The sequence below is a fragment of the Halomonas eurihalina genome, assembly GCF_008274785.1.
GTDB classification, from domain to species: Bacteria; Pseudomonadota; Gammaproteobacteria; order Pseudomonadales; family Halomonadaceae; genus Halomonas; species Halomonas eurihalina.
In genome coordinates this window covers 83,347-97,024 of the sequence record NZ_VTPU01000004.1, presented here as the reverse complement: position 1 = coordinate 97,024, position 13,678 = coordinate 83,347, and the positions used below count along the sequence as shown (strand labels likewise).

20 protein-coding genes are annotated in these 13,678 nt (G+C 58.2%); 14 read left to right on the top strand and 6 right to left on the bottom strand.

Going from position 1 to position 13,678, the window contains the following annotated elements; translation table 11 throughout:
- Window positions 1-35 precede the first annotated feature (35 nt).
- Window positions 36-494, bottom strand: a complete 459-nt coding sequence (locus tag FZZ93_RS05665) for a phage regulatory CII family protein (RefSeq protein WP_149321365.1) — start codon at window positions 492-494, stop codon at window positions 36-38.
- Between the two features lie 65 nt (window positions 495-559).
- Window positions 560-769 carry a helix-turn-helix transcriptional regulator gene (locus tag FZZ93_RS05660; RefSeq protein ID WP_149321364.1) on the bottom strand — a complete coding sequence of 70 codons (210 nt, stop codon included), beginning with the start codon at window positions 767-769 and terminating at the stop codon, window positions 560-562.
- 151 nt (window positions 770-920) lie between these two features.
- Between FZZ93_RS05660 and FZZ93_RS05655 the strand changes: the two genes are divergently transcribed.
- Entirely contained in the window at window positions 921-1,670 is a 750-nt protein-coding gene (locus tag FZZ93_RS05655) for an XRE family transcriptional regulator (RefSeq protein ID WP_187774467.1), read from the top strand.
- 124 nt (window positions 1,671-1,794) lie between these two features.
- A complete protein-coding gene (locus FZZ93_RS05650; protein ID WP_149321362.1) occupies window positions 1,795-2,649 on the top strand; it encodes a DUF7946 domain-containing protein in 855 nt (284 codons plus the stop codon).
- Between the two features lie 876 nt (window positions 2,650-3,525).
- Here FZZ93_RS05650 and FZZ93_RS05645 read toward each other — a convergent pair.
- Window positions 3,526-4,029, bottom strand: a complete 504-nt coding sequence (locus FZZ93_RS05645; protein ID WP_149321361.1) for a hypothetical protein — start codon at window positions 4,027-4,029, stop codon at window positions 3,526-3,528.
- A gap of 356 nt (window positions 4,030-4,385) precedes the next feature.
- Between FZZ93_RS05645 and FZZ93_RS18290 the strand changes: the two genes are divergently transcribed.
- The 7 genes from FZZ93_RS18290 to FZZ93_RS05615 all read left to right on the top strand — a co-directional run bounded on the left by FZZ93_RS18290 (window position 4,386) and on the right by FZZ93_RS05615 (window position 7,948).
- A complete protein-coding gene (locus tag FZZ93_RS18290) occupies window positions 4,386-4,523 on the top strand; it encodes a hypothetical protein (protein WP_187774466.1) in 138 nt (45 codons plus the stop codon).
- Window positions 4,520-4,726 carry a hypothetical protein gene (locus FZZ93_RS05640; protein ID WP_149321360.1) on the top strand — a complete coding sequence of 69 codons (207 nt, stop codon included), beginning with the start codon at window positions 4,520-4,522 and terminating at the stop codon, window positions 4,724-4,726. Before FZZ93_RS18290 ends, FZZ93_RS05640 begins: the two co-directional genes overlap by 4 nt.
- Window positions 4,727-4,728: 2 nt before the next feature.
- Complete coding sequence (locus tag FZZ93_RS05635) at window positions 4,729-5,004, top strand: hypothetical protein (RefSeq protein WP_149321359.1); 276 nt, start codon at window positions 4,729-4,731, stop codon at window positions 5,002-5,004.
- Complete coding sequence (locus FZZ93_RS05630) at window positions 5,001-5,255, top strand: hypothetical protein (protein WP_149321358.1); 255 nt, start codon at window positions 5,001-5,003, stop codon at window positions 5,253-5,255. The genes FZZ93_RS05635 and FZZ93_RS05630 overlap by 4 nt, the downstream gene beginning before the upstream one ends.
- Window positions 5,256-5,331: 76 nt before the next feature.
- Window positions 5,332-6,117, top strand: coding sequence for a Rad52/Rad22 family DNA repair protein (locus tag FZZ93_RS05625; RefSeq protein ID WP_149321357.1), 786 nt, complete (start codon window positions 5,332-5,334; stop codon window positions 6,115-6,117).
- Window positions 6,110-6,997: an SPFH domain-containing protein gene (locus FZZ93_RS05620; RefSeq protein WP_149321356.1), complete on the top strand. Its 888-nt coding sequence runs from the start codon at window positions 6,110-6,112 to the stop codon at window positions 6,995-6,997. The genes FZZ93_RS05625 and FZZ93_RS05620 overlap by 8 nt, the downstream gene beginning before the upstream one ends.
- Window positions 6,998-7,036: 39 nt before the next feature.
- Window positions 7,037-7,948, top strand: a complete 912-nt coding sequence (locus FZZ93_RS05615; RefSeq protein ID WP_149321355.1) for a recombination-associated protein RdgC — start codon at window positions 7,037-7,039, stop codon at window positions 7,946-7,948.
- A gap of 36 nt (window positions 7,949-7,984) precedes the next feature.
- On the opposite strand, the gene FZZ93_RS05610 is transcribed toward FZZ93_RS05615, so the two are convergent.
- A complete protein-coding gene (locus tag FZZ93_RS05610; RefSeq protein WP_149321354.1) occupies window positions 7,985-9,367 on the bottom strand; it encodes a hypothetical protein in 1,383 nt (460 codons plus the stop codon).
- Between the two features lie 109 nt (window positions 9,368-9,476).
- Here FZZ93_RS05610 and FZZ93_RS05605 point away from each other — a divergent pair, with 109 nt between their 5' ends.
- Entirely contained in the window at window positions 9,477-9,719 is a 243-nt protein-coding gene (locus FZZ93_RS05605) for a hypothetical protein (RefSeq protein WP_223111768.1), read from the top strand.
- A gap of 209 nt (window positions 9,720-9,928) precedes the next feature.
- On the opposite strand, the gene FZZ93_RS05600 is transcribed toward FZZ93_RS05605, so the two are convergent.
- The gene (locus FZZ93_RS05600; protein WP_149321353.1) at window positions 9,929-10,219 is read right to left on the bottom strand and encodes a hypothetical protein; all 291 of its coding nucleotides are present in this window, start codon (window positions 10,217-10,219) and stop codon (window positions 9,929-9,931) included.
- Between the two features lie 112 nt (window positions 10,220-10,331).
- Between FZZ93_RS05600 and FZZ93_RS05595 the strand changes: the two genes are divergently transcribed.
- The 3 genes from FZZ93_RS05595 to FZZ93_RS05585 all read left to right on the top strand — a co-directional run bounded on the left by FZZ93_RS05595 (window position 10,332) and on the right by FZZ93_RS05585 (window position 11,498).
- Window positions 10,332-10,562 carry a hypothetical protein gene (locus FZZ93_RS05595; protein ID WP_149321352.1) on the top strand — a complete coding sequence of 77 codons (231 nt, stop codon included), beginning with the start codon at window positions 10,332-10,334 and terminating at the stop codon, window positions 10,560-10,562.
- A 356-nt stretch (window positions 10,563-10,918) separates the two neighbouring features.
- The gene (locus FZZ93_RS05590) at window positions 10,919-11,194 is read left to right on the top strand and encodes a hypothetical protein (RefSeq protein ID WP_149321351.1); all 276 of its coding nucleotides are present in this window, start codon (window positions 10,919-10,921) and stop codon (window positions 11,192-11,194) included.
- Between the two features lie 31 nt (window positions 11,195-11,225).
- Window positions 11,226-11,498 (top strand): pyocin activator PrtN family protein, encoded by a 273-nt coding sequence (locus FZZ93_RS05585; RefSeq protein WP_149321350.1) that lies wholly within the window; start codon window positions 11,226-11,228, stop codon window positions 11,496-11,498.
- Here FZZ93_RS05585 and FZZ93_RS05580 read toward each other — a convergent pair.
- A complete protein-coding gene (locus tag FZZ93_RS05580) occupies window positions 11,495-12,526 on the bottom strand; it encodes a site-specific integrase (RefSeq protein ID WP_149321349.1) in 1,032 nt (343 codons plus the stop codon). The genes FZZ93_RS05585 and FZZ93_RS05580 overlap by 4 nt on opposite strands.
- 139 nt (window positions 12,527-12,665) lie before the next feature.
- Between FZZ93_RS05580 and dusA the strand changes: the two genes are divergently transcribed.
- Window positions 12,666-13,676: a tRNA dihydrouridine(20/20a) synthase DusA gene (gene dusA, locus FZZ93_RS05575; RefSeq protein WP_149321348.1), complete on the top strand. Its 1,011-nt coding sequence runs from the start codon at window positions 12,666-12,668 to the stop codon at window positions 13,674-13,676.
- The last annotated feature ends 2 nt before the right edge of the window (window positions 13,677-13,678 follow it).

Genomic DNA, 13,678 nt, shown 5'->3' with positions numbered 1-13,678 from the left:
GGTCTGCCTCCCACAGCGCGCCGGGCTTCTCTCGTTTACGCCTTCGCTAAACGAAGACCCTTCTCGTGCATCTTCTCGATGCGCGTCATGATCGTGTTGCCGTTCTCGGCCAGCGAGCGGCGTTCGTTGCGGATCAGCTCCAACTCGGAAGCGTCGATGCGGCCATCGGCTTTCGCTTGGCGAACCGCGTGCATGAACCGGGACGCTTGCTCCTGCTGGTCCAGCAACATCTCTTGAATCTCGGCCTCGACCTCGTCCTCGGCATCGATCCGTGGCGTGGCCACGATGCCCAGGTCATCCAGTGCGGCCTGGATGCAACGCGTATCACCAAGAATCCGATTGATGCGGAAGAAGTCGGCCAGCGTCATGTTCACGCCAGAGTCAGGGTCGAGCTTCTTGTAGAGCCGCGATTCGGACATATCGAGATCGAACGCCAAGCGCTTAATGCCATACTCGAACGCCGCCTCTCTGAGCCCTTCTGTATATCTATCCACGGTCTAAACTCCGTTCGTTGCTTGCCTCTCACCTCTCGGGCAATGCCGTTACGATGTAGGTGTGGTTAGGCGGCAACCGCGCCGGCGAACAGATCCTCGATGGAGACATCCACGCCGTGCGCCCGAACCGCCTCGATGATCTTTTGGGCCACATCAAGGCTCGGGGCTCGGGTGCCCGCCTCGTAGTTGCCAATTGCTGATTGACCAAGACCACAGGCTTCGGCCAGCTCGCGCTGGGTCATTCCTGCCTTGGCTCGAAGGGAACGAATGTCCATGCCATCGCCTCGCTGTGTTTTGAACCAGAGTATCACAATTTGTGGTCTTTTAAACCACAAAACGTCGAGTGCAGCTAACACGGTCCGTGTTGATAATGCCGATCAGACGACGCAAACCGTGTCACCGGCTCACCCAAGGCGAGCCGGTTTCATGACTAGAGAGGTTCGGGTGGCAGGCTCTACGATCGGTGACCGCATCAAACAGGCCAGACAGCAAGCGGGCATGACCCAGCCCGAGCTGGCAAAGGCATGCAAATGGGCTTCGCAGGGGCGCGTATCAAACTACGAGCGCGGTCTACGCGAGCCCAAAAGCGGTGATGTCGCTCTATTGGCAAAGGCGCTTGACGTTAGTGAAAGCTGGCTTTGGACCGGCGAGGATGGCGGAGGCAATGTCACGCAGCTGAAGCAACGCCGCACTATCGATGGCAACGCTGAGTTGGTCGATCATGAGTTCATCGAGGGTGACGAACCTCTGCGTCCCGATGAAGTGATGTTGCCGATGTTCCGTGAGGTCGAGTTTGCCGCCGGCGACGGCTGCACCCAGGTCATCGAGAATCATGGCGCTCAGGAGCGATTCAGCCTTCCACGCCTCTCCCGGGCAGGCGTTCAGCCAGAGAACGCCGCCCTGGCCGTCGCGAAGGGTGACTCGATGGTGCCCGCCATAACCGATGGGGCCACCATTGGTATCGACAAGGGGTGTCGCGGCGTCATCGACGGCAAGATATACGCCCTTGACCATGACGGCATGCTCCGCGTGAAGCGCCTCTACCGCCTACCGCTCAATCGCGTGCGCGTGGTCAGCGAGAACGACGAAGAGTACCCGGAGGAGGTCTACAGCCTGGCTGCCCCGGACGCCCCGAAGATCCTCGGCAGGGTTTTCTGGTGGGAAAACTTCGACTGATCGGCTCGCCGTGGCTCAGGAAGCCCAGGGCGCAGTGAAACATAACGTCAGCCGGCCTTCGAGGCGGGTGGCGTAGGATCGGTGAGGAATCGCAATATTCCAGACCCACACAGGGAATGTTTATATGGTTGAATTACAAGAAGATGGGTCGATACGCTTGGAGATCCGCTATGAAGGGGGCGACGCTTCATCACACCAAATAGACATGACAGCCCTCGGAGAATCGCTCCAAGGGTTTGGACGGATCTATGCCGTCATTGGGCACTTCGCTGCGACCGGTCAGTATGCGAAGCAAATGCAGGCTTTGACGGTCAAAACCTATGCGCAAGAGGCTGAGCCAAAGTGCTTTAGCGTGGGAGCCCTGCTAAGCTTTGCAACAACATCTGGCTGGTTTCAAGGGCTGTTGCCGGCCATAGTTACTGCCGTAACGGCCTATGTGCTCCACCGGTGCAGTGGAAACAGTGAAGAGATGCGACACTTAAGAGAGCTGCTAGAGCAGCAGTATGGCAAAGACCAGAAAATGATGGAGCGGATGATGGACACCATTGACCGCCTCGCCGATGGTCTGCGCCCTTCTGTGCGCAAGTCTGTTGCCCCTGTAGGAGCAACATGTGAACGAATCGACCTTTATGCTGATGGAACCAAGCACCAATCCATTGATCAAGCAGTGAAAGATGCCGTCATGAGCAATGAGGAGCAGGAGCTAATCGGTGAAAGGACGTACTCAATCACCATCTCCGAGATGGATTATGAGCGACACACCTGCAAAGTTCGCCTGACAGGCGAAGAGCAGGGCGAGCAGCTTGATGATGACGGCCTTCCCTCACGCATCAATGCAGTGATCACTGACCCAGCAATTGATATGGATGGAAATCAATATTTACAAGCCTTTACGTCAAGGAAGCAGCTTGACGTAAAGGCGAAAGCAACAATCAGGGATGGAGAGATAACCAAGCTGTATATTTCAGACACTGCATAGGTAGCCGCCCCGCCATCTCCCCACCCCTCATTCCTGACAGCTATACCTGCCTCAGCTAAGGTGAATTTAGGTGGCATGCAGGCCACCTATAGCACGCAGCAATGCAGGGAACCTATGAAAATCAAACAACTAGCAACAACGCTATTCGCGATTCTGCTATCCACCGCTGTCTTTGCAGCCCCACCGCCATCCAACACCCCAGACCAGCCAGATCCCGCCCAGGCCACACAAATGGATCGGGTCGCCGATGCCGAGAGCGCTAGCTGCGACGAGCCATCATACGAGGCTTTTTCGGGTGAGCTGCTCATGGCCCAAGGGTGCTGTCGCGTCTGCCGCAAGGGAAAGGCATGCGGGAATTCATGCATCAATCGGAGTTACAGGTGCCACCAGCCGCCGGGGTGCGCCTGTAACGGGTAACCTCTTTAGCCTCCCTGCCCGTCCAGTGACGGGCTTTTTTTATGCCTGCCTGACTGATCCTGCCGCCGAGCGGGATTTTTTGTGCCTGAATTTCAAGTAGATATGAGTGACGACATAAAATCATCACATTATGTGGTTGACGAATAAAACACAATTTGTGATATTTGTGTCCGTCTACAGGGCAAACGCCCCACCGACCCGGCCCTGCCGGCGCTCTTTAACAACCAGGCACACCCTCCCCGGGTACACAGGGGCGCCCGTCGGCCAGATGCCGTCGGGCGACCAGGCCGCACCCTAGCGGGGCGTCAGGACATGCACGGAAACGGCTAGCCCCTGGCGCGTGTTGGCAGCACGGCAGAGAGCGATGCCGCGGTCTGGGATGAAGGATTTCGCGCCTTGGCAGTGCCAGGGTGCATCCACCAGCTCATTCACCGAGTGGGCTGATGGATGTGGAAGGGCTCAATGAGCAGAGGACCGGCTTTCTTTGCGGACCCTGTGGCCGCAGGGATGGCCACCCACAAGGAAAGCCATCAGCCAGGCGAATGTCGGAAGTGGGCGCATACCATCTTCCTTTTCACACATGTAACAAGCCTTGTTGTAGGCAATGACATCGATGAAGGAAGGCGATCTTGTGTCGAGTTCTTCAATGCGGTCAATGCGAGATTGAAGTTCATCATCGCCAAGACGTGACATGCTCCCCAGCAACCCACTATAGCGGTGCTTCTGAGCTTTGGCCGCACCAGCCGCCTCACCAAAGCGGCAGACAAACTGGACGGCCGCAATCGCGGCCACCGCCACACCCAATACGAACGTATTGGACATTTCCGCAAATACTGCCGATCCGAGCAGGATGAGCAGAAAGGTGCAGAACCGTTCGGCACGGGCGTTCAGGGTCTCCGTAACCTTCTCAACGCAGAAGGAGACATAGACCCTGAACTCCAAGTCATTGCGATCCGTGCTCATGAGGCATCTCGCTTATTTCTCCGACTTCTTGTCGGGCGGTGGAGACGGGCTCTTGTACACCGGCTGATGATCATTGTGATGAATTCTCCTTGGCGGATCAGAGGGACGAGGCTTCTGCTCACCCGACTTGTCTTTGCTCATTGTGACGTTTCCTTGGCTGCTGTGGTGTAACTCAACCGTAGCACAGCAGCCACTCTCTATTCCTGCTGTTGTGGTGACAGTGGAATCGCGTCACCTGCGAAGTGGTGAGGCAGCCGGGGCAGACCGGCATCACCCCGGCGAGAACCGGCCATCGATTCCCTGCGTATTGCCCGCCCTCTCCGGCGGGCTCTTTTTTGCCTACCGAGGAGACGAATATGCAGCCGACCACCAAACACGAGCGCCGCATCCAGAACGATCAGCGCGGCGCTGACCGCTACGCCGCACGGCGCCAGATAGACCGGAAACACGACGAAATGCGGCTCGAACGCGAGCTGCGGGAGGTGTGGCAGTGAACATCAAGGAAAGGAAAGCACGGCTGATCGAGGAAAAGCGCCAAGCGCGCGCCAAGGGAAAGATCATCACCTCACCACAGCATCCCATCATCGGCAGCCGTGCCCACGAACAGCCATCCGATCCCGCGAACCGTGCCCGGCGCGCCGACTTCCACGCGCGATGGAATGGCCAGGCCGAGCCGCTGATTCAGTTGTGGAGGTAGCCATGCACACCAGCGAATGGAGCCGGCATTGGCGCGACATCGAGCATGTCCGCGATCAGTGCGGCGCCCCGAATACCTGCGTCGGTGGTGACGCGACCGTGAGCGCAGCCCTGCAGCACGTGCAGCGACACGAACCGGCGCTGTGGGACGCATTCGCCACGGCGGCCGCCAAGGCATTCAGCGAAGGTGGCCAGCGATCCGCTCGCGATATGAGCCGGGCCGTAGAGCTCGCCCTGGATCACTACCTGGCCACACGGACACAAGGGAGAGCCGCATGAGCAACGCAGCCATCGACTGGAACAGCCAGCCAGTCCATTTCCCGCAGTTCGACAGCGACCAACCCGATCCGCCCGATGTTGCACGGCTCGAAGGGCTGCTGCACGGCAACAGCGAGACCTGCGCAGAGCAGTTCATCGAGTGGCTGCGCAGCGATGAGCAGGCCGAGACGCTCTACCACATGATCATCGATCGGCTGGGCGATGACGACATTACCGCCGCTGCCGAGCAGTGGGCAAAACAAGCCGCATAAAGAAGCCCGCTCACCTGCTGGAACAGGTGGCGAGCTGTGGAGATTCGCACCCAACGAATCACAAGGAGTATAGCTCATGACCCAGAATACTGACCATCTGGCGCTATGGCACCAGGTGGAGAAAACACCGACGAACGTGGTGAAGCAGGCCAACGTCAACGGCCAGCAGATCACCGCGATCGACACCATGCACATGATCCGCCTGGCCACTCAGGTCTTCGGCCCGATGGGCCTGGGCTGGGGGTATCAGATCGAGGAAGAGCGCTACGACCAGGGCGCCCCGATCCTCGACCCGCAGACGGGAGAGGTGAAGGCCCACGAACTGACGCACACCGTCCGCCTCATGCTCTGGTACCGCTGGCAAGGCGAGAAAGGCGAAGTAACCCAGTTCGGTCACACCCGGGCGGTCTATCGCACGAACAAGGGCTCCTGGATGACTGACGGCGAGGCGCCCAAGAAGTCGGTATCGGACGCCATGAAGAAGTGCTTGTCGCTGCTCGGCTTCGCTGCCGACATCTTCACCGGCATGTTCGACGACCAGGACTACCGGGCTGCCCGAGAGGCCGAGACCCGCATCGCCAAAGCCGAGGATGCCGACGCAGAGATCGAGCGCTACCGCCAGGAGTACCAGGACTGGCTGCACCGCGAATGCGACACCCTGCGCAACAAGATCCCTCACCCTCGCAGCATCCAACTCGCTGCCGAACGCATCCTCCAGCGCGTGCCGGACAAGGCCAGCATGGCCCGCGTCGATGGCGCCAAGGGCGCCGCCATGATCCAGAAGGCCGCCGAGGAAGGTATCGAGCGCGCCAAGGCAGAACGTCAACAGCAAACCGAACAGGAGGCCGAGAGCCATGGGTAATGCCGCCGAACAACTGCACAACGCTCCGCAGCCCTACGCCGCCGAGCTGGTCGAACTCGACAACGCCGAGCAGCAGATGGCCGAACTCCGCGAGAAGTATGGCACCGTGCCGGACTACTCCACCAAGGAGGGCTACAAAACCGGCAAGCAGGCCATCCAGGCGCTGACCAAGATGCGCACCGGCACCGACAAAGCGCGGCTGGCGATCACCAAACCCCACCGTGATTTCATTGAGCAGGTGAATCAGCGCGCCAAGGGGCTGATCGGCGAAGTCGAGCAACTGGAAGCCCCGCATCGGGAGGCCAAACGCGAGGTGGACGAGGCCGAGCAACGCGCCAAGGAAGCGCGCATCGCCCAACTGCGCGAACGCCTCGAGAAGGAAGTCACCAGCTACCTCGATACCGCCGAAGGGCTCGACCCCACCGGTCTGGCTGGCCTGATCGACGAAGCCGAGGCCATCGACACCGGAGGTTATTTCGACATCACCAAGGAGGCCGAGGACGAGAAGGCCCGTGTGCTGGCCACTCTGCGCGAACGGCACGCCGCTGCCCTGGAGCGTGAGCGATTGGCCGCCGAGCGTGAGGAGATCGAACGGGAACGTGCGGAGCTGGAACGCTTGCGCGCCGCCCAGGCGCCGGCCGAGACGTCCGCCCCTACTCCCGGCGATGTTGCCACGGCCGATGGCACCGTGTTCTGCCAGGAGGACCCCGACGACTGGGAGGGCCTGGGTAGCGCCCTACAGGACGTACCGGCCGCCGACCCATTCGGCGAGATGCTGGAAGACCTGCAGACCGTCGCCGGCCTCGACCCCAGCCAGGCCGTCGATGTGGCGTCGGCCATCCAGAGTGGCGACATCCGTCACGTCAGCCTGCAGCAGTAATCCACCCGGGGCCGGCAGGGTCCCGCCAGGAGATAGATCATGTGGTTCAGAAACCTACACTTGTACCGCGTGCACGACGCGCGCGGGCTGGACGACGCCTACATCGATGGGCTGATGACCGCTAAGGCCTACCGCCCGCTCGGCGGTAGCGAGGCCCGACGCATTGGCTGGTGTCCACCCGCTGGCCGGGCCAGCACCCAGCTCTGCCACGAGGCCCACGCCCAGCGGCTGCTGACTGCTGTGCGACAGGAACGCCTGCTGCCCGCCGGCGTGGTGTGCGAAGAAGTCGAGGAACGCACCGAAGCGCTCGAGGCCGACGAAGGCCGCAAGTTGCGCCGCCAGGAAAAGCTCGCCCTCAAAGAACAGGTCTACGAGGAGCTGCTACCCCAGGCCTTCGTGCGCAGCACAAGGATCGATCTGTGGTGGGACACCCGCCGCGGACTGATCGGCATCAACACCAGCAGTCGGAGGCGTGCCGAGGAAGTGCTCGACCTGCTGCGCGAGACGTTGGGTAGTCTGCGTGTCACCTCGCTGGCCACCAGCACCCTGCCCATGCGGGCCATGACCAGCTGGCTCAGCGACCCGGGCACACGGCCCGCCGAGATGGAGATCGGCGACACGGTGGAACTCAAAGCCAAAGGTGACGATGGCGTAATCCGAGGCCGGCAACTCGACCTGGATAGCGACGAGATCCATAGCCACCTGGAATGCGGTCGTCAGGCCAGCAAGCTCGCCCTAGGCATCGAGAGCATGATCCGGTTCGTGCTCCATGACGATCTGGCGCTGAAGCGCATTGCCCTCGATGACGCCGTGATTGATGAGGCCGCCCAGCAGGACGATGGCGACGACCCCATTGCTCGCCTTGAGGCCGACTTCTCGATCATGGCTCATGTGTTGGGCGTCACCGCCGATACTCTGCTCCAGTGGCTGGGTGGCCCAGAACAAACATAATTCAAAAACTTAACCCCTTGACAACAAGCCACCACATCAAAAAAGACCCGACTTCATCAAACAGCCAAAAATCCTCTTAGCTTCTACCACCAAGGTCAAATAATGTTCCATATATATCGGGCGAGAGTGTGAAACATCATTCCTAATAGGATGAACTCTTTGCATCGAAGCTTTAATATCATTTTTACTTATAAAGATATGCTTAAACACGGAATCCCACAACAACTTTCCCTCTATCATGAAAAGGAGGTCCATAAAGTCAGAATAATAAATAAGCTCAAAACATGAACCTTGCAAACTTCTGGCATTACGCTGCCTATCGCGACACTTTTTTAAAACATCGCCGGGCGCGATATTCTTGAACTCATACCCTTCTCGAAATGCAACAATCATCACTGCTTTTCTAAGGGAATTCTCAAGTCTATCTATGATATAAGAGCTTTCACAACGCAGCCTGGATGGATCTACCCCCCCTTCCAAAACTTCCGGCTGCTCTAACTTAGGTATTTCTAACTCAAAACCAGCAACGCCTACAACCTCAACATAGTGAGACTCCTCAAATTCAACGAGATCCTGATTAAAACCGGGAAACTCACTAGGTGCATCATTGTCGGACTCTTGAGTAACGGGGGCCCCAATCTCGTCATGAACAAAGCTACTAATATAATCTGAGAAGGGATGCTTGATTTCAATCTCTGCATTCAAGCGCGCAAGGTGAGCAAAGCCGATCAAAGAATTCTCGGTTTTATCTGATAGCCAATCTAAGTGCAGGCTCCCGACCTTATTAACAAAAAAACTGTCCCATGCATCTTCTGTTAACAAATCAGAGACTAGGCCTACGGGCTTAGACAACTCAGCCATTTGCTCCGCGACTGTTTGAAACTCTGGAAACCTCTGTAATATTGGAAGGCTTACTGAATCCCAAACCCCCTCAAGGGCAGAAAATCTGTTGCCTGGATAATCACCCATGTTCAAAAGAGATTCACGCGCCTTCTGTATCTCATTCAAAACCGAGCAACTTTCAAGATTACGCAATTGTCGAGTTATAGGGCTTTCGGTGTCTACGTATTCCTTATATGCAGATGCAGCACTTCCCACCCTCTTCAGCTCTTCGAAATTCGCTGAATATAAAAGCCTCTCGTGCTTTTCCAACTCTTGCACCAAAGGGGAGTTATCAAGTGATTCAAACTCTCTCAAAGGCGACATTCCCTCAGTATTGATAAGCTCTTTATTTATGGCGCTACTCTTGAACTTATCCAATGCATCCATAGCTCTAGCAGAACCTATTTTAGGGTCAATATTCCACCGATCAGCCACTCTTGCTAGAGCGCATTGCTGGCATATAGGACCTTCTTGCCCCAAAAAAGAAGATGCACTCCCAGTAGGCACACCACAATCTCTACAGAATTCTATATCCATAACCCCTCGACACACTCATCTGGATACCAATAACTACAAACCAAACCCGAAATATAACTTTCCGAACGTCCTCCCTACCCCCAGGGATGCTTGGTTAATAGGATACACCATGAAAGAACATAACGAGATCCGCCACTTTCACTTGTTCTGTGGTCTGGATGGCGGAGCAGCTGGCTTCAACCATGGCCACGCCCGAATGGGCGCCATGGACGCACAATTCCACTGCATCGGCGGCGTTGACTCTGACCCTGCGGCTATCGCCGACTTCGGACGGCTTTCCGGCACCCCGGGCACGGTGCTCGACATGCCCGACCTTGAGGTCGAGCACCTGGAAGAATCGAGCGCACCCTGATACCCACTTTTCGGAGGGCGCGGCCTATCGCGCGATACAGCTTCGGCATTGCGCTGCTCTATCTCACGCATTTTCGGGTCAGGGTTATGGAAAGCCATGTTCTGCACCTCACGCCATGCGTGAAGGCTACCACTGCCGTAGCGTGACCGACACCAGCGGGCCACCGCCAAGCGGGGAGTGCGGCAGCGGGTGAAGCGGCTAGGTGAGGTCTAAGCCATCCTGGCGGATACTTTCTGCCTCAGGCGCTCAATCGCTTCCTCGTCAGCTATGTCGGGCACATTGATTTGTAGCACCCGAATAGACTCACCCTTTCCAAAATGCCCCAAGGACACCATTTCGGCCGCGCTACGATCAGTCCACAGATCAATGGTGCGATAGACATCATCACCTTCAGCAACAGGTCCGTCGTCCTGGGCTGCGTTGATGATATTGAAGCCATCCAAGTTCATCGCGTCGAATTCTTGCAGTGAGACCGGTTTAACTTCCGTGATCACGTTCATGGCATAGCCCTCACGTTGGCAGGCCCCCTAACACTAGCCGGACGGGAAATTCCCGTCCAACAGTCACCTAGAGCAGGCCACCACCCGGTGGCCTTTTTTATGGGAGATCGCCATGACCCACACCAAGCCGCAGGAGCACCTGCTCCAGTCGATGCAGCGAGGCCAGAAGGTCCATTTCGTGATGGGGGGGGTGGAGGCTTCTGGGTGGAGGCTTCTGGATGGTACGCCGGTCCATGCGCGGACCATTCAGTCGCTTGCGTCCCGGGACGAGATCGAGCCAGCTGGCACCGACCTGCTCGGTGATCGCGCGACCTGCTACCAACTACGCCGGGCCGCCTACTGAGGCGGCTTTTCATATAAGAAGAGGAGAGTTGTCTTATGCAAACGCCCACACCGATGGGGCCAATGCTACTGAATGCGCCGCCACTGACTCAGATATTGATGCACAGAGCAGTTTAGCGTGGTTCTTCAGTTTTCCCATATTGTCACCCTCCTTTCCAGGTTTTCGGCCTAGATCCGATGTCCTCGTAAGTACGTTCTTGATGTAGCAACCAACGAGAGACAGGGCGACGCAGAACAGCAGCACTGGCTCGGGATTCGAACCCAAAACGCTTACACAGCTTGACGCTTGCATAAGGCAACTCAACTACAAAGTACCACGAAAGGTCGCTCAATGGCGACCTTCTTCATGGAGGCTGCATGACCACATCATTCAAGCCGAGCCTCGTCCCGGTCCAGCCACCGGGCTGCCGCGCCCGGCTCAATACGCGCTATCAGCTCGAGATGCTGCGCTGGCGGCTGCCGATGCCGTTCACGATGCCCGACCTGAGCTGCTGCATTGCCAGCCGAGGCGGTCGAGCCGAGCGTCACGCGGCCACGCTGGCCGAGGCGACGATTCGGGATTGGTTGCGTAAGGGATACATCGAGGGAGTCGGGCGATTGGCCGGGCTACCCAGCTATAGGAGAGCGTCATGACCGACCACTGCTGATACAGCGATGAATCGGAATGGATCGCACGATAACAACCGCCCGCGAGGCGGTTAATTTTTTGGAGGGCGATATGAAGACAGAGCTTTTACTTCTCGCCAAATACGAGCAAGTGCTAATCCCGCTCAAGGTGTTCGCCAAGGACATCATGGGCATTGAACTGCAGACCGCTCGCAACCGCATTTCTGCCGGCACGTTTCCGGTACCGCTCACGCGCACGGGCCGTGATCCCATGGTGCATGTCGCAGATGCAGCAGCCTACATCGATGCCCAGCGTGACGCCGCGGCCTAGCGGTCGCGGTCTTTCCTCGCAAGATCCCCCGCCTTCAAGTTTACGTACCGCCGCAAGCTGCCCCAGTCCTTATGCCCGGACACCAGGGCGACCTCCTGTATTTGGTAGCCGCGCTCGAACAGTCGGCTGATACCTTCATGACGCAGGTCGTGAAAATGCAGGTCGTCGATCTCGAGGTGACGGCAGATGCGGCGAAAGCCGTTCGATACCGATTCACTTCCATATGGAAAGATCCGATCATCGGTGCGCGGCTGCCCTTCCAAGATTGCCTGGCTCTCCCCCATCAAAGGCACCTCCTGGTCAGTCTTCTGCCGGGGGTGCTTCCTTAGACGGATGATTACCGTCCCTGCCTCGTAATTCACATCCTCCCATCGCAAACTGCATATCTCGTCGAGCCGCATGCATGAAGCCACTGCGAACCGGATTAGGTCGTTGTACCGGATACGGCGCAGCGCCTTGTTATGCTTCGTGTGCGTCAGCAGATCACCGAGTTCCTTGTCGGTCGGTCGGCGGTCGCGGCTCTGCGGCGACCCGATCAACCCAGCCCGACGCAGCCCTTCCCGCCAGGTTGTCATCGTCTGCTTGAGTGTCGTTGGCAGCTCAGCCTCCACGGTGCCGGTGGTGATCGCTCCGGACAGGTGCATGATGTCCGACTTCACGGTCGCAGCGCTAACGCCATCCACTTCGATCCGACTGGTACAGAAATCGGCCAGCTTGGCGTAGCTCAGCTCTGACAGCAGCGTTTCTTCGCCCAGGCCTTTTCGCAGGGTGCGGTCACCGGCCAGATTCTTTCGGCCACGGCTTGAGATCCGGTCGAGGTGTACCATATGCAGGTCGAGCAGCTCGCCGAGCGTGAAGCTACCCAAGCTTGTGTTGCCACCGGACACAGCCTCTTCGATGTCACTCTCGATGCTCTTGGCCCATGCCTTTGCTCTACTCTTGGTGGAGAAGGTCTTGCTCTGTGCCGGATGGCCTTTCTTTCGTACAATAGCGCGCCAACTGTCGCCCCGCTTTTGGAATGTTGCCATTGGTGTACCATGCTCCTGCCAAAATCAGGCTCGAATGGAAATTTGGTACACTCATGGTACACCAAGGTCGGTTTTGGGCGGTATTAGAGGGTATTAAACGTGATCGGACGAACACCGGCACGAAGGATAACTAGCTGATATGTCGATGAATAACGCCGCAGATGGGGCTCGTCGGTTTTCTGTGGCACCCATGATGGACTGGACAACCCGCGATTACCGCGCCTTCGCGCGAACGCTGACGCGGTGCGCCCTCCTATATACAGAAATGGTCACGACCGGCGCCATCCTGCACGGATCGCCGCGCGAGCGCTTTCTGGGTTATGACACTGTCGAGCATCCATTGGCCCTGCAACTGGGCGGCAGCGACGCCGACGAGCTCGCCGAGTGCGCCGCCATTGCCGAGGCGTGGGGCTATGACGAGGTCAACCTCAATGTAGGCTGTCCCAGCGACCGCGTGCAGAATAACCTGATCGGCGCCTGCCTGATGGCCTACCCCGACAAGGTCGCCACGGCAGTCAAGTCGATGCAGGCAGCCGTATCGATCCCGGTGACCGTCAAGTGCCGTATCGGCATCGACGACCAGGATGAAGACGCTGACCTCGCGCACTTTATCCAACGCGTCGCCGATGCTGGCTGCAGCACCTTTATCGTGCATGCGCGCAAGGCCTGGCTGGAAGGACTCTCGCCCAAGCAGAACCGTGACGTTCCTCCGCTCAACTACCCACGCATCCACCGCCTGAAGGCTCAACACCCCGAACTGCACATCGGGCTCAATGGCGGCCTCAAGACCCTGGAGGATTGCCAGGCGCAACTTGCCCACGTCGACAGCGTGATGGTCGGCCGCGAAGCCTATCAGAACCCTTGGCTACTGGCGTCGGTGGATTCTCGCCTGTATGGCGAGCCGGACCCGGCGGAGGATCGCCATTCAGCAGCACGCACCCTGCGCCCCTATATTGCCCAACGGCTCGAGGAAGGTGCCCGGCTCAACCACCTCACTCGCCACTTGCTGGGCCTGTTCCAGGGCTGTCCGGGTGGCCGCCGCTTCCGTCGCCACCTGTCCGAGAATGCCCACCGTGACGGCGCCGGCCTGGCTGTCTTCGATGATGCATTGGGACTAGTGGCAGAAGATCAGCCTGCCCTGGCAGGCTGATC